Below are 18,789 nucleotides of genomic sequence, written 5' to 3' on the forward strand. Positions count from 1 at the left end.
GACACTGTGGCAAAAGTCATCGCATTAGCAAATCAAAAAGGTGGTGTAGGTAAAACTACAACCGCTGTTAACCTCGCTGCATCTATGGCTGCAACAAAACGAAAAGTGTTGTTAATTGATCTCGATCCGCAAGGTAATGCCACTATGGGTAGTGGCGTAGATAAGTATGGCGACGTGCCAACTATTTACGATTTGCTGATAGAAAACAAGCCAATTGAAGAGGTTATAATTAAAGAAACCTCTGGTGAATATCATATGATTGCTGCAAATGGTGATGTAACCGCTGCAGAAGTAAAATTAATGGAATTATTTGCCCGCGAAGTACGTTTGCGTAATGCGCTGGAAAAAATTCAAGACCAATATGAATTCATTTTTATTGACTGCCCTCCTTCTTTAAATATGTTAACAGTAAATGCCATGGCTGCAGCCGACTCTATTTTAGTCCCTATGCAATGTGAATATTATGCGTTAGAAGGTTTAACCGCATTAATGGACACCATTACGCAACTTGCCAAGTTAGTTAATCCTAAGCTACAAATTGAAGGCATACTTCGTACTATGTACGATCCGCGTAATCGATTAGCTAATGATGTATCAGAACAATTAAAACAACATTTTGGCGATAAAGTTTACCGCACAGTGATCCCGCGTAATGTTCGCTTAGCCGAGGCACCAAGTTTTGGTGCACCAGCGATGTATTATGACCGGGCATCAAGTGGTGCTAAAGCATATTTAGCACTGGCTGGTGAAATGTTACGCAGAAAAGAAAAAACAACGCCAGTTGTCGCCTAACTTTGAGGTAAAAAAATAATATGTCTGCTAAAAAAAGAGGTTTAGGCCGAGGACTCGATGCGCTGTTAAGTTCATCAAAACCTGCACCAACAAGTAGCAATGAGCAAAATTCGTCAAATACAACTGACATTATGCACAATGTAACGCAATCTCAACAAAGCGAATTACAAAAATTACCGATCGAATTTTTACACTCGGGTAAATATCAACCGCGTAAAGATATGTCGGAAGAAGCATTAGAAGAGTTAGCTAGTTCAATTCGTGCGCAAGGCATTATTCAGCCAATTGTAGTGCGCCCTATTGCTCAAAATAGCTATGAAATTATTGCCGGTGAACGTCGTTGGCGTGCAGCGCAAATTGCTAAGCTTGATACTGTACCTTGTATTATTAAAGATGTACCCGATGAAGCTGCGGTTGCTATTGCTTTAATAGAAAATATTCAGCGTGAAGATTTAAATGCCATGGAAGAAGCGGTTGCTTTAAACCGTTTACTAAATGAGTTTGAATTAACGCATCAACAAGTAGCCGATGCCGTTGGTAAATCTCGTACTACAGTGACTAATTTATTGCGTTTAAATAATTTAAATAATGACGTAAAAACATTGTTAGAACACGGCGATATTGAAATGGGCCACGCTCGTTGTTTATTAGCGCTTGAGGGAGATACGCAATCTGATGCGGCGCGTTTAGCTGTGGCTAAAGCACTTACAGTGCGAGAAACCGAAAAGCTTGTACGTTCAATTTTAGAGCCTGTAGCCGCTAAAGAAGCAACAGAAAAAGATCCAGATGTTAAACAGTTAGAGCAACAACTCGCTGAAAACATAGGTGCCAAAGTAGAAATAAACTATAACAAAAAAGGCAAAGGTAAGTTGGTTATTTCTTACACAAACCTTGATGAATTAGATGGCATTTTAAACCGTATCAACCAAGACTATTCCCAGCATTAATAAATAACATGTCTAAAATGAGACAATTGTCGTTATTTTACACCACAATACAGCTACTCAAGTTGCAAAACTGGCAGGATTAAGTATAATTTCGCCAGTTTTCATACCCTGACAATTAGAACGCCATTAAGGTTAACTAAACGTGACGAATAAGTTAGCAAGACCGTATAGGCTTGCCGCATTGAAATTAATTCTTCTGCAGGGAGTAGTAGCGTTAGTTACTACAGTAATTATTTTTTTAGGTTGGGGAATAAATGCCGGGCTATCAGCATTTGCTGGAGGCACCGTAGCAGTACTCCCCCACTTAGTATTTGCCCTCTACGCATTCAGATATATGGGTGCGAGTAAAGCAAATCAAGCGTATGCCTCGTTAAAACGCGGCAACGGACTAAAATTTATGCTAACAATCATATTGTTCGCGCTAATACTAAAGCTTTACCCGGTAGTGTTACTGCCTTTTTTTAGTGCTTATGTGTTGGTGTTGTTTACTGGATTGTTTGCACCCGTTTTTTTTAAACATTAACTTTGGGATATAACATGGCTGCAGAAGAAGTTACTCTATCTAGCCATATTCAGCACCACTTGACCAATGCGAAGATGTGTTCGACCGATGCCGGTTTAGCCTTCAATAAAGCATGTGCGGATAGTGGATTCTGGACATGGCATGTGGATACCCTCGCATGGTCTATCGGATTAGGTCTAATATTTTTATGGATCTTCCGTAGTGCCGCAAAAAAATCAACACTTGGTGTACCAGGAAAATTTCAGTGTTTTATTGAAATTATCGTTGAGTTCGTTGGCGACAACGTACGCGATACCTTCCACGGTAAAAGTAAGCTTATTGCGCCATTAGCCCTAACGATATTCGTTTGGGTGTTCTTAATGAACTTAATGGACTTAATCCCGGTTGACTTTTTACCATCATTTGCAGGTTTCGTTGGTGAAACAGCATTCGGTATGGACTCACACGACGTGTACATGAAAATTGTACCGACTACCGATATTAATATGACCTCTGCACTTGCGCTGGGTGTATTTATTTTAATGGTTGGTTTTGCAATAAAAATCAAAGGCATTGGCGGCTTTATTAAAGAACTAACGCTTCACCCGTTTAGCTCTAATAACGTGTTTGTGCAAATTTTATTGATTCCTTTCAACTTGTTACTTGAGCTTATCGCATTGGTTTCTAAGCCATTTTCGTTAGCACTACGTTTATTTGGTAACTTGTATGCAGGTGAATTGATTTTCATCTTGATTGGCGCAATTGGTTTTATGCAGTTACCACTGCACTTTGTATGGGCAGTATTCCATATCTTAGTTATTACACTGCAAGCATTCTTATTTATGATGCTGACCATTGTTTACCTAAGCATGGCAAGTTCAGATAATCACTAATTTATAATCTTTACCTTTAATATTTAACTTTAATTACAATTGAAACTTTGGAGAAAAAAATGGAACTAGTATTAGGTCTTAAGTACATCGCAGTAGCTTTACTAATTGGCTTCGGTGCAATCGGTACAGCAGTTGGTTTTGGTAACATGGGCGGTAAATTCCTTGAAGCATGTGCGCGTCAACCTGAGCTTGCACCTTCGCTACAAGTTAAAATGTTTATCCTTGCTGGTCTAATCGATGCTGTAGCAATGATTGGTGTTGGTATCGCTATGGTATTGTTGTTCGTACTTTAATTTTATTTTTTGAACAGCTTACTATTTAAGGAGGAGCGGTTGTGAATTTAAACGCCACTCTTATCGGTGAATTGATTGCGTTTACGGTGTTCGTACTTTTTTGTATGAAGTTCGTATGGCCACCACTAAACGGTGCAATTGAAGCTCGCCAGAAAAAAATCGAAGATGGTTTAGCTGCCTCTGATAGAGCCGAAAAAGACTTAGAACTAGCGCAAAAGAAAGCTGCAGAACAGCTTAAAGATGCCAAAGTTCAAGCGGCTGATATCATAGACCAAGCTAAAAAGCGTGCTGTGCTAATTGTTGACGAAGAGACAGTTCGTGGTCAACAAGAGCGTGAAAAAATCATTGCTCAAGGGCACTCTGAAATTGAATCAGAGCGTAACCGTGTGACAGAAGAGCTACGTAAGCAAGTAGCAACTCTGGCAGTGGTTGGCGCACAGAGAATTTTAGAGCGTGAAATTAATCAAGCTGCACATAGTGACATCGTTGAAAAACTTGTCGCTGAGCTGTAACTAGGAGGGTATGAGCATGTCTGAATTGACTACTATCGCTCGCCCATACGCTAAAGCGGCTTTTGAACTTGCCGTTGAAAAAGGCACTATTGAAAGTTGGAACGAGATGTTATTTTTTGCTGGCCACGTTGCTAGCAATGAAAAAGCATCTGCGCTTCTAGCGGGTATGCCTACTGCTACTACACAAGCTGAATTATTTATTCAAATTTGTGCTGAGCAGCTCAACGAACAAGGTCAGAACCTAGTTAAGGTGATGGCTGAAAATGGACGTTTGATCGCACTACCAGCAGTTGCACAGTTATTTGCTAAATTTAAAGCAGAATACGACAAAGAAATCGACGTTGATGTGATTTCGGCAACCCCTCTTGTTGCAGCGCAACAAGAGTCATTGGTAGCGGCACTTGAAAAACGTTTCGCACGCAAAGTTAAGCTGAATTGTAGTGAAGACGCAGCAGTAGTTGGAGGCCTTATTATTAAGGCGGGTGACACTGTAATCGACGGCTCTATTCGCGGTAAATTAAACCGCTTAGCCACAACACTACAATCGTAATTGGGAAAAAGAGCATGCAACTTAATTCCACTGAAATTTCAGATCTGATCAAACAACGTATTGAGCAGTTCGAAGTTGTAAGTGAAGCTCGTAACGAAGGTACTATTGTATCTGTTACAGACGGTATCATCCGCATCCACGGTCTAGCTGACTGTATGCAAGGTGAGATGATTGAGCTTCCAGGCAACCGTTATGCTATCGCACTAAACCTTGAGCGCGACTCAATTGGTGCAGTAGTAATGGGTCCGTACGCGGATCTTACTGAAGGCGTAAAAGTATATACAACTGGTCGTATTTTAGAAGTGCCTGTTGGTCCTGGTCTACTTGGTCGTGTTGTTAACACACTAGGTGCTCCGATCGATGGTAAAGGCGCGCTAGATAATGACGGGTTTGAACCTGTAGAAAAAATTGCACCAGGTGTAATCGAGCGTAAATCTGTAGATGAGCCAGTACAAACTGGTTATAAATCTATCGATGCGATGATTCCAGTTGGTCGTGGTCAACGTGAACTTATCATTGGTGACCGCCAAACAGGTAAAACTGCACTAGCAATCGATGCAATCATCAATCAAAAAGGCACAGGCGTTAAGTGTGTGTACGTTGCGATTGGTCAAAAAGCATCTACTATTGCTAACGTAGTTCGCAAATTAGAAGAGCACGGTGCATTAGCAAATACTATCGTAGTTGTTGCATCTGCTTCTGAATCAGCGGCACTTCAGTACTTAGCACCGTTCGCGGGCTGTACTATGGGTGAATACTTCCGTGACCGCGGTGAAAACGCTTTAATCGTATATGATGATTTGTCTAAGCAAGCAGTTGCTTATCGTCAAATTTCATTACTACTTAAGCGCCCACCAGGTCGTGAAGCATACCCAGGTGACGTATTCTATCTTCACTCTCGTCTTTTAGAACGTGCTTCGCGTGTAAACGCTGAATACGTTGAAAAGTTCACTAATGGTGAAGTGAAAGGTACAACTGGTTCATTGACGGCATTGCCAATCATTGAAACTCAAGGCGGCGACGTTTCTGCGTTCGTACCGACTAACGTTATCTCTATCACCGATGGTCAAATTTTCTTAGAAACTGACCTATTCAACTCAGGTATCCGTCCGGCAGTAAACGCTGGTATTTCGGTATCGCGTGTTGGTGGTGCTGCACAAACTAAAATCGTTAAGAAACTAGGTGGCGGTATTCGTCTAGCCCTAGCTCAGTACCGTGAATTAGCTGCGTTCTCGCAGTTCGCGTCTGACCTTGATGATGCAACTCGTGCTCAACTTGAGCATGGTGAGCGTGTAACAGAGCTAATGAAGCAGAAACAGTACGCGCCAATGTCTGTTGCTGAAATGTCTTTGTCGTTATTTGCTGCTGAAAAAGGTTTCCTTCAAGATATCGAGATCGCTAAGATCATGGATTTTGAAGCGGCTTTACTTTCGTATGCAAATAGCACATACGCAGAGCTTGTGGCTCAAATCAATGAAACTGGTAACTACAACGCCGAGATCGAAGCGCAACTTAAAGAACTTCTAACGAAGTTCAAGTCTACGCAAACTTGGTAATATAGTTATTAATGGTGCGCTTTAGGAAACTAAAGCACACCTTGATTCGGAGAGAGAGTCATGGCCAGCGGAAAAGAGATTAAAAGCAAGATCGGTAGTATTAAAAATACTCAAAAGATCACTAGCGCAATGGAAATGGTTGCTGCGTCTAAAATGAAAAGGGCGCAAGAACGCGTTGCTACAAGCCGTCCATACGCTGCAAAATTACGCACAGTGATTGGTCGTGTTGCTCAGGCAAATCTTGATTTTACCCACCCTTTTTTAGAAGAGCGTGAAGTAAAACGAGTTGGTTATATTGTTATCTCTACAGACCGTGGTCTGTGTGGCGGTTTAAACTCAAATGAGTTTAAAAAAGTTGCACTAGATATTAAAGCATGGAAAGAAAAAGGTGTAAGCGCAGAGTTTGCAACTTTAGGCAGTAAAGCTGCTGGTTTCTTCCAACGCTTTGGTGGTCAAGTCCTTGCTAAAAAAGCAGGCTTAGGAGATAAACCTTCAATTCAGGATATAATTGGTCCTGTAAAAGTAATGCTTGATGCATTCTCTGAAGGTAAAATTGACCGTTTATTCTTGGTATACAACAAGTTTGTAAATACCATGAAGCAAGAGCCAACAGTAGATCAGTTACTCCCTTTGCCAAAAGCTGAAGAAGAAGTATCTGCCCACACATGGGATTACTTGTATGAGCCAAACCCAGACGCTATTTTAGAAGCGTTGTTAGTACGGTTTGTTGAGTCTCAAGTATACCAAGGTGTAGTTGAAAATGCTGCATCTGAGCAGGCTGCCCGCATGGTTGCAATGAAAGCTGCAACAGACAATGCCGGCGACCTTATGGATGAGTTACAGCTTATTTATAACAAAGCTCGCCAAGCAGCAATCACACAAGAAATTAGTGAGATTTGTTCTGGTTCAGCAGCAGTTTAATGCTTCAGGCAAAGATTAACGAGAGGAATAGACATGAGTTTAGGTAAGGTCGTCCAAATTATCGGTGCCGTTGTGGATATTGAATTTCCACAAAACAACGTGCCAGCCGTATATGACGCGCTAAGAGTAACAGATGGCGATTTAACTGGGTTGACTCTAGAAGTTCAACAACAGTTAGGTGGCGGTGTGGTACGTACTATCGCTATGGGTACTACAGACGGTTTGCGTCGTGGTGCTTCGGTAATGAATACAGGTGAGTCGATTCAAGTTCCAGTTGGTAAAGCAACACTTGGTCGTATCATGAACGTACTTGGTGAGCCAATCGATGAAGCTGGCCCAATCGGCGAAGAAGACCGTATGTCTATTCACCGTGCAGCGCCTACTTACGAAGAGCAATCAAGTTCAGTTGAGCTTTTAGAAACTGGTATCAAGGTTATCGACCTTGTATGTCCATTCGCTAAAGGTGGTAAAGTTGGTTTATTCGGTGGTGCCGGTGTTGGTAAAACCGTAAACATGATGGAACTTATCCGTAACATCGCAATCGAGCACAGCGGCTACTCAGTATTCGCCGGTGTTGGTGAGCGTACACGTGAAGGTAACGATTTCTACCATGAGATGAACGATTCAAACGTACTTGATAAAGTATCGCTTGTATACGGTCAGATGAACGAGCCTCCAGGTAACCGTTTACGCGTAGCGTTAACAGGTCTTACTATGGCTGAAAAGTTCCGTGACGAAGGTCGCGATGTACTTTTCTTCGTAGATAACATCTACCGTTACACACTTGCTGGTACAGAAGTATCTGCTCTTCTTGGTCGTATGCCATCAGCGGTAGGCTACCAGCCTACACTTGCTGAAGAAATGGGTGTGTTACAAGAGCGTATTGCTTCTACTAAGACGGGTTCAATCACTTCAATCCAAGCGGTATACGTACCTGCGGATGATTTAACGGATCCATCTCCAGCAACTACCTTTGCTCACTTAGACGCAACTGTAGTACTTTCGCGTGATATCGCGTCACTTGGTATCTACCCAGCGGTAGACCCACTTGATTCATCTTCACGTCAACTTGACCCACAAGTAATTGGTCAAGAGCACTACGATACAGCACGTGGCGTTCAAACAGTTCTTCAGCGTTATAAAGAACTTAAAGACATCATTGCAATCCTAGGTATGGACGAGCTTTCTGACGAAGATAAGCAACTTGTATCTCGTGCACGTAAAATCCAACGTTTCCTATCTCAGCCATTCTTCGTGGCAGAGGTGTTTACAGGCGCGTCTGGTAAATACGTATCACTAAAAGATACAATTTCTGGCTTTAAAGGCATCTTAAACGGTGAATTTGATGACATGCCAGAGCAAGCGTTCTACATGGTTGGCTCTATCGAAGAAGCTCAAGAAAAAGCCAAAAGCATGTAACTTAGGAGGGGAGTATGGCAGCTATGACTGTACATCTTGATGTAGTAAGCGCAGAGCAGAGTTTGTTCTCTGGCCGTGTTGAATCGATTCAAGTTACTGGTAGTGAAGGTGAGTTAGGCGTTAATGCTGGTCACGCTCCACTACTTACTGCCCTTAAACCTGGTATGGTACGTTTAGTTAAGCAATTTGGTGAAGAAGAGTTCATCTACATTGCTGGCGGTACATTAGAAGTACAACCTAATCTAGTGACTGTTCTTGCTGATACAGCTGTTCGTGGTGAAGACCTTGACGAGCAAGCTGCAGAAGCTGCTAAACGTGACGCTGAAGCTCAAATGGCGAAAGGTGCATCTGCTGAACTTGATTATAATCAAGCCGCAGTGCAACTAGCTGAAGCAATTGCTCAGCTACGCATTATTCAGCAATTACGTAAAAAGTAAGCCTATCTGGTTTTTAAAAGCCCACATAACGTGGGCTTTTTTGTGCCTGTAATATAAATCAGCAATGTTATAAAAATTATAAATTTACTTTTTGTGCTCACTATTTATCCCTTGTTACTTATATCCATCACTAATCCCCGTTACAATAACGCCATTGAAGTGTCTGAGTGTTTCAGCCAAGATTCAGTAGTCAGTAATTAAGCTACTGAGTATTTGCACATGATGTGATTTACATAATCTACTGTGCACCAGTACGCGCTTATTTAGCTAAAACAACGAAAAAAGGAAATTGTTTTAATGTCTCTAACAACGGTTATTCTTGCAGCGGGTAAAGGTACTCGCATGCGCTCAGCGCTACCTAAAGTTCTTCATAAAGTGGCTGGCAAACCTATGGTGCAGCACGTTATTGATAACGCAAAAGCACTAGGTGCAACTACTACTAACTTAGTTTACGGTCATGGTGGCGAACTATTACAACAACAACTGGCCAACAACAACGTAAATTGGGTACTCCAAGCTGAGCAGTTAGGTACGGGTCATGCAGTAGCGCAAGCCAACTCTCATGTTAATGACGATGATACAGTGCTGATTTTATACGGTGACGTGCCTTTAACTAAGCAATCAACGCTTGAACGTTTATTAGCTGCGACACCTAAACATGGTTTAGCGGTATTAACCGTAAATTTAGCCAATCCAAATGGTTACGGACGTATGCTACGTGTTGATGGCAAGTTAGTGGGTATTGTTGAGCAAAAAGATGCCAGCCCAGAGCAATTACTTATTAGCGAAGTAAATACCGGTATTATGGCCGTTAATGGTCGATTGCTAAAAAGCTGGTTAGGCAACTTATCTAACAATAATGCACAAGGCGAATATTACCTAACCGACATAGTGGCAATGGCGCATAGAGAAGGTGTCGAAATTACATCAGCTCAGCCAGAACACCCAATGGAAGTAGAAGGCGCTAATAATCGTATACAACTAGCTGGCCTTGAACGTGCGTACCAAGCATGGCAAGCACAAGAATTAATGCTTAATGGGGCAACACTTGCCGATCCTGCCCGTATAGATGTTCGCGGAACAGTCACCACCGGTGAAGATGTACTAATAGATATAAACGTGATTTTTGAAGGCAAAGTGACTATAGGTCATAACGTTGAAATTGGACCAAACTGTGTGCTCAAAAACTGCAGCATTGGCGATAACGTTATAATAAAAGCTAATACACTCATAGAAGATGCAACAGTTGCTGCTAAATGTACGCTTGGTCCCTATGCCCGCCTTCGCCCAGGTGCAATTATGGAAGAAGACTCACATGTTGGTAACTTCGTCGAAATGAAAAAAACCCGTTTAGGTAAAGGCTCTAAAGCTAATCACTTAAGTTACCTAGGTGATGCTGAAATTGGCGAAAAGGTTAATATTGGCGCGGGTACTATTACCTGTAACTATGACGGCGTTAATAAAGCAAAAACCATTATTGGCAACAATGCCTTTATTGGTTCTAACTCATCGCTTGTTGCACCCGTAAATATTGGTGCAATGGCAACAATTGGTGCAGGCTCTGTTATTACGAATACAGTAGCAGATGAGCAACTAGCTATTGCTCGAGGCAAACAGCGTAATTTAGATGGCTGGAAACGCCCAGTTAAAAAGTAATACTCCCCCTAAGCTAAAAAAGCGAGTTTTATACTCGCTTTTTTATTGTCTAATGATAATGCCAATAAATTGTCATTTTGTTGTCATGCCTGTGTGTTGCTATTTAGCCTATACATCACTAAGGAAAAATACAATGTTCAAAAAATCAATCATAGCACTTTCACTTTTATCCATACTCACTGGTTGTTCACTTGATGGTGATGACGGACAAGATGGCGCACAAGGCATTCAAGGCGAACAAGGCGCGGCAGGTGACAATGGCATCAACGGTACCAATGCCAACACGGCTTTAAATATTAGCTTAGTTGGCAGAGCCGTGCTTAATGTAGAAAGTCCTGAGGGGGCCGCTGAAATAGTGGCTTACCAAGCTTCTAAGCAATGGATTTATGCAATCAATAGCTCGGGTGAATCGGCCGTGGTTAATATTATCCCCGCTAATATGTTCGATACCGCCGCCCTTGTACAGGATAACGAAGGCATAGTGAGTGCGACGAATTTAACATCAGCTATTACCCTTACCTTAAATGACGAGACACCTGGTGACGCAAACAGCCTAGCAATCGATGAAAATAACCAGTTACTAGCCGTTGCAATGGCAGCAGAGGAAGTCGGTGCAGCAGGTCACATTGCGTTTTACGATATTAGCGGTGATACACCGGTATTTATTAAAAATGTAACCGCTGGCTTTTTACCCGACATGGTGACATTTAGTCATGATGGCACAAAAGTGGTCGTGGCCAATGAAGGCGAGCCAAACGGCGATTATAGTATTGACCCCGATGGATCCATTAGCATTATTAATATTGTTAATGGGGTCGTGGCAGATACCGCCACTCATATTGACTTTACAGCTTACAATGATAAACAAACAGAACTAGAAGATCTTGGACTTGTATTTGCAAACCCTACTGGGCGTACTATTAATGGCAAGCTCATTAATACCACTGTTGCGATGGACTTAGAGCCTGAATACGTCAGTATTTCTAAAGATAATAAATACGCCTATGTATCAATTCAAGAAAATAACGCGCTCGCGATCGTTAATCTAGAAGATAATAGTGTGGAGTTAAAGGGACTAGGGTTTAAAGACTGGTCTAACCTACACATAGATGCATCAGATAAAGATGGCGGCATACACTTTCAGTCATACCCTGGTTTATATGGCATGTATCAGCCAGATACTATTGCAAGTTTTAGCTGGAACGGCGCAAACTTTATTGTTTCTGCTAATGAAGGCGACGCACGTGAATACTTTTTTGATACAACAGATGAAGCTGATTGCTTAGCAAAAGGTGGCTTGGATTACGATGAAGATGATGGCTGCCTTGCATATATTGATGAAAGCCGCGTAGAGGATTTAGCCCTTGCCGCTAATTTTGATTACTTAAATAACGACGATAACGATATTGGCCGCTTAAAAGTCACGACAGTAAAAGGCGATACTAACGACGATGGGCAATACGAATCGTTGTATGCTTACGGTGCACGCTCGTTCACTATTTGGGACAATAATGGGCTGGTGGTATATGACTCAGGCGATGACATAGGTCGTATTACCGCATCGGTGCACGGCGAAGCTTTTAATAATAATGAAGATGAAAACGAAGGCGATACCCGTTCAGATGACAAAGGAGCAGAGCCAGAGGCCCTGACAATAGGGACAATTGGTGAGCGTACCTTTGCTTTTATAGGTCTTGAGCGCATGGGGGGAGTGATGGTTTACGATATAACTAACCCTTACGATGTTCAGTTTGAAGATTACTTTTATAACCGTGGTGTAATAGAGGGAGCCGATATAACCGGTGACCTTGCACCTGAAGGGATGGTGTTTGTACCGGCTGAGCAAAGTGCCACAGGCGAACCATTACTTATTATAGGTAATGAGATCTCTGGTTCTATTGCTGTATGGCAAATTGCAGCTTATTAAAAGTGTATTTTAGCTAAAATGAATTTGGATCAACTTACACGGTAAAGTTGATCCAATCATTTTTTTGAACCTATATTTATGTGTGCATCACGTTAATTTTTGGGTTTATTATGTTAATTATGGAATAAGTGATTCGCTTTTTCCATACTTCTTAAACAGCCTTTTACTCTCTAAATTGATAGCTCTAAAAATAAAGCACACAAAAGGCTATCTATGACATACACAAAACCACACTTAATCACAGCAGCTCTCTCAATTATAGCTTTAGGCCACTCTAACTTAAGTTTAGCGAGTATTGAATTAGCAAATATAGACACGGGTTCTAAAAAAACAACAGTAGAACTTGGTGGCTACGCTAAAGTAGATGTTCGTCATGTCTCTGGTGAGATTGCTTATCAGGATTATTGGATTGGTAATTTTCCTGAGGGTGAAGCAGTTGATACCTCACACACAGGATTTAATGTTAAAGAATCAAGGCTTAATTTAAAAATACAACGCGGTGATGTCATTGGATTTGTAGAGCTGGATTTTTACGGCGGTGGCGGAAACGAAGTCGTTAGTAATTCGTCAAACGATCGTTTGCGTCATTTTTATATTCAATATAAAGATTGGTTAGCAGGGCAAACATGGTCAACCTTTATGCCATTAGCCGCATTACCTGAAACACTAGACTTTGGTGGCCCGCATGTTGGCGAAGTGTTTGTTAGGCAAACACAAATAAGATATAGCCATGGGGGTTGGCAGTTTGCAATTGAAAACCCAGAAACAAATGGCGACGGCGATACTGGTAGTGCATCGAGTGCTGTGGGTGTTTCTGGCGCTCAAGCCGATAAGGAGGAGTCAATTCCTGATCTTGTTGCGCGTTATAATTATAAAAAAGAATGGGGTGAATTATCTATTGGTGCCTTATTAAGAAAAGTGGATCAAGGCGGTATAGGTGAAACAGCTCTAGCGGGTAACTTCTCGGGCAAAATTAAAACCTTTGGAAAAGATGATTTTCGTTTTCAGCTTAGTGTAGGAGAGCCTGGCCGTTATGCTGCGGCAGGATTAACAAACGATATTGTAGTTAACGAGCGCGATGAAGTCGAAGTCGAAAAAACGACAGCATTTACTGTCGCCTATAAACATTTTTGGACTGGTACTTGGCGTTCAACAGCCTTTTATGGTGCAGCTAAAACAGATACCACTGAAAAAGATCGTGCTCATTGGGGAGTTAACTTAATAACCAATATAACAGAGGACCTTTATGCGGGGGTTGAGTTTGGGCAATATAAGATCAATGATAAAAATAGTGACAACATCAGCTCAAATTACTTTCAGCTTTCTGCTAAATATAGCTTTTAATATAAATAACAGGCGTATTATTTAACAGTAATACGCCTGTTTTCTATGTAGCGACTCTCGCAAATGCTCAACAAGCAGTTTTAATTTTTGATCAGGTTGCCTTACTTTAGGGTAAACGGCATACATCCCCATTTTCTTTCGTGTAAAGCTTTGAAAAATCTGCGTTAAGGTGTTTTTTTGTAGCTCCTGATAAACAAGAGCTTGGGGTAAAAAAGCAATGCCTAAATCACTGAGTGCGGCTCGTTTAATGGCACTGAGGTGATTACTATGAAAGCGACCATGTATGGAAAGTAGTTGCTCAGCCTCATCAATATACAGTGGCCATATGTCATTACAGGTATTATCGAACTTATAGACTAAGCATTCATGGTTTTGCAGTTGTTCAGGCGTTTGCGGTACACCGTATTGCTGCAAATAATTTGGTGTGGCGCATATTACCCACTGGCTATCTATTAACCGTCTTGCAATGAGCGATGAATCTTCAAGTTCTGCTGTTCTGATAGCAAGGTCATAACCTTCCTCAATTAAATCGACCAATCTGTTGGTTACTTGTAAATCTACTGATATTTCAGGATACTTTTTACAAAACTCAGCAATGGATTCACTTAAGGCTAAGTTAGCAGAGACGACAGGCATCGTTATTCTTATGGTGCCTTTCATGTCATCACCATAACCTGTTACGGCATTCTCAGCTTCTTGAAATGCAAATTTAACAATTTTAGCTTTGTTATAAAGCGTTCGGCCTGCATCGGTAAGGCTTAGTTTTCTAGTTGTTCTATAAAGAAGTTGGGCATTTAGGCTTTCTTCTAACCTTGCAATACGCTTACTTACTACAGAATTAGTTAATGAAAGTTTTTCTGCTACTTTAGAAAATGACCCATCATCAACAACTTGGACAAATAAAACCATGTCATCAGCTTTTGTCATACTTGTTCCTCAATTGATTAAATATGCTTATTATTATGGCAAAAAAGGAAAATAATATTGCCTCTACAGGCAATATATCAATTTATTAACAAAGAGTAGAGTGTATTCAACCTGTCTTGGTCGCAATAAAATCATAACAATAAACTATAAATAGTTTTAACAAGGCAGCCACACACACAACAAAACGAGGATACAATTTTGAGTCAAACAATATATGGATTATTGGCATTGTTGCCAATTGTTCTCAGTGGCATTTTATTGATAGGTCTGCAGTGGCCTGCAAAAAAAGCAATGCCAATAGTGTTAGCTGTTACAGCTGCAATTGCTATTTTTATATGGGATATGACTCTTAACCGAGTTTCATCATCCATTATTCAGGGGGGCGTGATCACAATCTCAGTGTTATGGATTGTGTTTGGTGCGCTATTTTTACTCAATACGCTAAAGCATACCGGTGCAATAGCGGTTATTCGTGGTGGCTTTACAAACGTCTCGCCTGATCGGCGAGTTCAAGCTATTATTATTGCATGGTGTTTTGGTACTTTTATTGAAGGGGCATCAGGGTTTGGTACACCAGCGGCAATAGCAGCACCATTAATGGTCGCGATTGGGTTTCCTGCGCTAGGTGCTGTTTTAATGGGGATGATGATCCAAAGTACCGCTGTATCATTTGGTGCCGTGGGTACTCCTATCGTTATTGGAGTAAATAAAGGGCTCGATTCAACCGCTATTAGTGCGCAATTAGCGCAAGAAGGTATGCAATGGGATGCGTTTTTGCAGTTAATCACTAGTCAAGTTGCAATGCTGCATGGGGTTATTGGCACTTTTATACCCCTTTTAATGGTGATGATGCTAACGCGATTTTTTGGTAAAAATAAAAGCTGGAAAGAAGGATTTGCTATTTGGCCATTTGCGATATTTGCAGGGTTAACATTTACCATACCTTACACGTTAACAGGTATTTATCTTGGTCCGGAGTTTCCTTCTCTTATTGGTGGTTTAGTAAGTGTTGTTATTGTTATCAACGCAGCTAAAAAAGGTTTTTTAATACCAAAAACAACGTGGGACTTTGCTCCAAAAAAAGACTGGCCAAGTGAGTGGATTGGCAAGCTTATTGTTGATAGTGAAAGTAATACCGCTATGCCTAGCAATAAAAGTATGTCTCCTATTATGGCGTGGTTCCCTTATTTATTAGTTGCTTTATTACTTGTTTGCTCAAGAGTCTTTGTAGAACTTAAAACACGACTTAGTGACTTAACACTGAATTTTTCATCTCTGTTAGGAGAGGCTGATATTAGCGCCGGTTTTAGCCCTTTATATTTACCTGGTGGGTTATTATTGATAAGTGCTTTATGTGCTGCAGGGCTCCAGTCTAAAAAGCCAATTAGCGCTTTAAAAAATGCATTTAGTGAATCAGGTAAAACGGTATTAGGTGCTGGTTTTGTGCTTATTTTTACTATTCCGATGGTAAGGATATTTATTAACTCAGATGTAAACTTGTCAGACGTAGCAAGTATGCCTGTAGCGAGTGCCGAGTTGTTTGCTGGGATTTTTGGAAGTGCATTCCCATTAATTAGCTCTAGTATTGGTGCGCTAGGTGCTTTTATAGCCGGTTCTAATACAGTATCTAATATGATGTTTAGTCAATTTCAGTATGAAGCAGCGATGAGCTTACATATTTCCCCCTCACTAGTAATAGCATCACAAGCTGTGGGCGCAGCCGCAGGTAACATGATTGCAATACATAACGTAGTGGCTGCATCTGCAACGGTTGGTCTACTTGGTATGGAAGGTGCCACACTGAGACGTACTATCTTACCTACAATCTATTACGTAATTTTTAGTGGCGTAATAGCTATGACAGCAATTTACATTTTTGATTTTCAAGGACCCTTAGTATCATGAGTCATAAGCAAACACCGGATTTGGGTTGTAATACTTTCATGTCAAAAAGTACTTCTCAAAATGTACTTAGCCCAGATCAAGTCTTAGCTAAATTAACGAGCGTACTGGGTGCACATAATTTACAAGCTGATCCAGAAAAAAACGAACACTATAGAATGGGTTGGCGCTCTGGAGGTGGGAGTGCTTTAGCAGTCTTATTTCCACAAAGTTTATTGGAAGTTTGGCGCTGTCTAGAAGTTTGTGTCCAGGGTAATTGCATTATTATAATGCAAGCCGCAAAAACAGGATTAACAGAAGGCTCAACTCCAAGCGGTAACGATTACGATAGACCTGTTGTTGTTATTAATACATTAGCTATGGACCAACTTTTTTTAGTTAACAATAACGAACAAGTTATTAGTTTACCTGGTGCCACCTTACATCAACTTCAAGGTCAACTTAGTAGCGTAAACAGAGCACCTCATTCGGTCATCGGTTCATCTACTTTAGGTGCATCTATTATTGGCGGGGTATCTAATAACTCGGGTGGAGCACTTGTTAAAAGAGGGCCTGCTTATACAGAGCTTGCTTTGTTTGCACAAATAAACGAACACGGCGAACTTATATTAGTTAATCACCTTGAAGTAGAGCTAGGTAATTCACCTGAAGAAATACTAACTAACTTACAAACAGGCAACTTTGATAAAACAAAGTTACCTGTAAGTAATAAGCTTGCATCCGATAGTGAATATGTAGCGAGAGTAAAAGATGTTAACGCAAGTACACCCAGTCGGTTCAATGCAGATAAGCGCCGGCTTTATGAAGCCAGTGGTTGTGCTGGTAAGATTGCAGTATTTGCGGTACGTCTAGATACCTACCCAACAGCAGAAAAAGAGCAAACCTTCTATATAGGTACTAATAGCGTTAATGAGCTTGCTCAATTGAGAAGACAAATATTATCAACGTTTAAAAATATCCCAGAAGTGGGTGAGTATATGCACCGAGATATATTTGATGTATCAGCTAAGTACGGTAAAGATACCTTTTTAAGTATTAAACACTTAGGGACGGATGCATTACCTCGATTATTTTCTATAAAAGGGCGTATAGATTCAAAGCTTAATAAGTTGCTATGGGTACCAAAACATTTTACCGACAAGGCTATGCAATTAATCGCTAAAGCGTTTCCACAGCATTTACCAAAGCGCATGCTCGAATATCGCGATAAGTATGAACACCACCTAATTATGAAGATGAGTGATGGTGGAATAGAAGAAGCGCAGACATTTTTAAATAGCTTTTTTAAAGACTCAGAAACAGGGGCTTATTTTGAATGTAATAAGGAAGAGTCAGAAAGTGCTTTTTTACATCGCTTTGCAGCGGCAGGTGCGGCACTAAGATATGAAGTAATGCACGAAAAAAAGGTGGGCGAAATATTAGCGCTTGATATAGCCATTCCACGTAACGAACTCGACTGGCTTGAAACACTCCCAAATGAAATAGCCCAACATATAGAGAAGAAGCTCTACTACGGTCATTTCTTCTGTTATGTTTTTCATCAAGACTACATATTGAAAAAAGGAACTGATGCCAAGCTTATTAAAAAGCAAATGCTGAAGTTACTTAACGAAAGAGGCGCTAAGTACCCAGCTGAACATAATGTAGGGCACTTATATGAAGCAGAGCCTGATCTACAAAACTTTTATAAAAACCTAGACCCAACTAACTCCTTTAATCCAGGTATAGGTAAAATGCCGAAAAATAAACGTAATTGTTCCTGTTGTTCATAACGTACATTTATATAACGGTATTGAGTTTTTAGATGGATAGATAACTTAATACCGTTATAGCTATAAATACAGCCTAATTTTTGAGCGTTAAACCCTGTGTAGCCCTTTGTTTGTATACCTTTCATACTAAATTCATTTATTTGTCAAAAAGTTGATATAAAGCATTGACCCCTACTAGAATATCCCTATAATGCGACCCCACTGAGAAGGGAAACGCCGAAGCATAGCAAGGCAGCAACTACTCAGAGAGTTAAATAAAACTTCGGTTTTAAATCTTCCAAAAAGAAAGTTTAAAACTAAGTGTTGACTCGAAAAATAAAGGATGTATTATACGCATCCCTTGAGACGCTAAAGCGACTCAAAACGTTCTTTAACAATATAAAGCAATCATCTGTGTGGGCACTCGTACAGATTGAGTTCTAACAGCCAAGCTTAGTTC

17 protein-coding genes are annotated in these 18,789 nt (G+C 40.8%); 16 read left to right on the forward strand and 1 reads right to left on the reverse strand.

Going from position 1 to position 18,789, the window contains the following annotated elements; translation table 11 throughout:
• Nucleotides 1–6 precede the first annotated feature (6 nt).
• The 14 genes from HC000_RS09945 to HC000_RS10010 all read left to right on the forward strand — a co-directional run bounded on the left by HC000_RS09945 (nt 7) and on the right by HC000_RS10010 (nt 13,749).
• On the forward strand, nt 7–792 hold the full coding sequence (locus HC000_RS09945) for a ParA family protein (protein WP_011329635.1): 786 nt from the start codon (nt 7–9) through the stop codon (nt 790–792).
• A gap of 20 nt (nt 793–812) precedes the next feature.
• On the forward strand, nt 813–1,739 hold the full coding sequence (locus tag HC000_RS09950) for a ParB/RepB/Spo0J family partition protein (protein ID WP_086996472.1): 927 nt from the start codon (nt 813–815) through the stop codon (nt 1,737–1,739).
• A 142-nt stretch (nt 1,740–1,881) separates the two neighbouring features.
• A complete protein-coding gene (locus tag HC000_RS09955) occupies nt 1,882–2,262 on the forward strand; it encodes an ATP synthase subunit I (protein WP_011329633.1) in 381 nt (126 codons plus the stop codon).
• Between the two features lie 14 nt (nt 2,263–2,276).
• Nucleotides 2,277–3,134: a F0F1 ATP synthase subunit A gene (gene atpB / locus HC000_RS09960; RefSeq protein ID WP_011329632.1), complete on the forward strand. Its 858-nt coding sequence runs from the start codon at nt 2,277–2,279 to the stop codon at nt 3,132–3,134.
• Nucleotides 3,135–3,193: 59 nt separating this feature from the next.
• Nucleotides 3,194–3,427, forward strand: coding sequence for a F0F1 ATP synthase subunit C (gene atpE / locus HC000_RS09965; protein WP_011329631.1), 234 nt, complete (start codon nt 3,194–3,196; stop codon nt 3,425–3,427).
• A 41-nt stretch (nt 3,428–3,468) separates the two neighbouring features.
• Entirely contained in the window at nt 3,469–3,939 is a 471-nt protein-coding gene (gene atpF, locus HC000_RS09970; protein WP_011329630.1) for a F0F1 ATP synthase subunit B, read from the forward strand.
• A gap of 16 nt (nt 3,940–3,955) precedes the next feature.
• The gene (atpH, locus tag HC000_RS09975; protein WP_011329629.1) at nt 3,956–4,489 is read left to right on the forward strand and encodes a F0F1 ATP synthase subunit delta; all 534 of its coding nucleotides are present in this window, start codon (nt 3,956–3,958) and stop codon (nt 4,487–4,489) included.
• A gap of 14 nt (nt 4,490–4,503) precedes the next feature.
• A complete protein-coding gene (gene atpA, locus HC000_RS09980; RefSeq protein ID WP_011329628.1) occupies nt 4,504–6,045 on the forward strand; it encodes a F0F1 ATP synthase subunit alpha in 1,542 nt (513 codons plus the stop codon).
• 60 nt (nt 6,046–6,105) lie between these two features.
• A complete protein-coding gene (gene atpG, locus HC000_RS09985) occupies nt 6,106–6,966 on the forward strand; it encodes a F0F1 ATP synthase subunit gamma (RefSeq protein WP_011329627.1) in 861 nt (286 codons plus the stop codon).
• 33 nt (nt 6,967–6,999) lie between these two features.
• On the forward strand, nt 7,000–8,385 hold the full coding sequence (atpD, locus tag HC000_RS09990) for a F0F1 ATP synthase subunit beta (RefSeq protein WP_011329626.1): 1,386 nt from the start codon (nt 7,000–7,002) through the stop codon (nt 8,383–8,385).
• Nucleotides 8,386–8,399: 14 nt separating this feature from the next.
• Entirely contained in the window at nt 8,400–8,822 is a 423-nt protein-coding gene (locus tag HC000_RS09995) for a F0F1 ATP synthase subunit epsilon (RefSeq protein ID WP_011329625.1), read from the forward strand.
• Between the two features lie 297 nt (nt 8,823–9,119).
• A complete protein-coding gene (gene glmU / locus HC000_RS10000) occupies nt 9,120–10,478 on the forward strand; it encodes a bifunctional UDP-N-acetylglucosamine diphosphorylase/glucosamine-1-phosphate N-acetyltransferase GlmU (protein ID WP_179807569.1) in 1,359 nt (452 codons plus the stop codon).
• A 133-nt stretch (nt 10,479–10,611) separates the two neighbouring features.
• The gene (locus HC000_RS10005; RefSeq protein ID WP_179807570.1) at nt 10,612–12,405 is read left to right on the forward strand and encodes a choice-of-anchor I family protein; all 1,794 of its coding nucleotides are present in this window, start codon (nt 10,612–10,614) and stop codon (nt 12,403–12,405) included.
• A gap of 213 nt (nt 12,406–12,618) precedes the next feature.
• Nucleotides 12,619–13,749, forward strand: coding sequence for a DcaP family trimeric outer membrane transporter (locus HC000_RS10010; protein ID WP_179807571.1), 1,131 nt, complete (start codon nt 12,619–12,621; stop codon nt 13,747–13,749).
• Nucleotides 13,750–13,770: 21 nt separating this feature from the next.
• Here HC000_RS10010 and HC000_RS10015 read toward each other — a convergent pair whose 3' ends face one another.
• Complete coding sequence (locus tag HC000_RS10015; protein WP_179807572.1) at nt 13,771–14,676, reverse strand: LysR family transcriptional regulator; 906 nt, start codon at nt 14,674–14,676, stop codon at nt 13,771–13,773.
• Between the two features lie 198 nt (nt 14,677–14,874).
• Between HC000_RS10015 and HC000_RS10020 the strand changes: the two genes are divergently transcribed.
• Complete coding sequence (locus tag HC000_RS10020; RefSeq protein WP_179807573.1) at nt 14,875–16,581, forward strand: L-lactate permease; 1,707 nt, start codon at nt 14,875–14,877, stop codon at nt 16,579–16,581.
• A complete protein-coding gene (gene dld, locus HC000_RS10025; RefSeq protein WP_257025486.1) occupies nt 16,578–18,350 on the forward strand; it encodes a D-lactate dehydrogenase in 1,773 nt (590 codons plus the stop codon). The genes HC000_RS10020 and dld overlap by 4 nt, the downstream gene beginning before the upstream one ends.
• The last annotated feature ends 439 nt before the right edge of the window (nt 18,351–18,789 follow it).

Source organism: Pseudoalteromonas sp. MIP2626, assembly GCF_013414205.1.
Classification (GTDB): Bacteria; Pseudomonadota; Gammaproteobacteria; order Enterobacterales; family Alteromonadaceae; genus Pseudoalteromonas; species Pseudoalteromonas nigrifaciens.

What these genes read in the sequence shown, in the direction of transcription:
- atpH (WP_011329629.1), top strand. Translation starts at nt 3,956, where the DNA reads ATGTCTGAATTGACTACTATCGCTCGCCCATACGCTAAAGCGGCTTTT.
- HC000_RS10005 (WP_179807570.1), top strand. Translation starts at nt 10,612, where the DNA reads ATGTTCAAAAAATCAATCATAGCACTTTCACTTTTATCCATACTCACT.
- HC000_RS09995 (WP_011329625.1), top strand. Translation starts at nt 8,400, where the DNA reads ATGGCAGCTATGACTGTACATCTTGATGTAGTAAGCGCAGAGCAGAGT.
- HC000_RS10015 (WP_179807572.1), bottom strand. Translation starts at nt 14,676, where the DNA reads ATGACAAAAGCTGATGACATGGTTTTATTTGTCCAAGTTGTTGATGAT.
- atpG (WP_011329627.1), top strand. Translation starts at nt 6,106, where the DNA reads ATGGCCAGCGGAAAAGAGATTAAAAGCAAGATCGGTAGTATTAAAAAT.
- dld (WP_257025486.1), top strand. Translation starts at nt 16,578, where the DNA reads ATGAGTCATAAGCAAACACCGGATTTGGGTTGTAATACTTTCATGTCA.
- HC000_RS10010 (WP_179807571.1), top strand. Translation starts at nt 12,619, where the DNA reads ATGACATACACAAAACCACACTTAATCACAGCAGCTCTCTCAATTATA.
- HC000_RS09950 (WP_086996472.1), top strand. Translation starts at nt 813, where the DNA reads ATGTCTGCTAAAAAAAGAGGTTTAGGCCGAGGACTCGATGCGCTGTTA.
- atpA (WP_011329628.1), top strand. Translation starts at nt 4,504, where the DNA reads ATGCAACTTAATTCCACTGAAATTTCAGATCTGATCAAACAACGTATT.
- glmU (WP_179807569.1), top strand. Translation starts at nt 9,120, where the DNA reads ATGTCTCTAACAACGGTTATTCTTGCAGCGGGTAAAGGTACTCGCATG.
- atpB (WP_011329632.1), top strand. Translation starts at nt 2,277, where the DNA reads ATGGCTGCAGAAGAAGTTACTCTATCTAGCCATATTCAGCACCACTTG.
- atpD (WP_011329626.1), top strand. Translation starts at nt 7,000, where the DNA reads ATGAGTTTAGGTAAGGTCGTCCAAATTATCGGTGCCGTTGTGGATATT.
- atpE (WP_011329631.1), top strand. Translation starts at nt 3,194, where the DNA reads ATGGAACTAGTATTAGGTCTTAAGTACATCGCAGTAGCTTTACTAATT.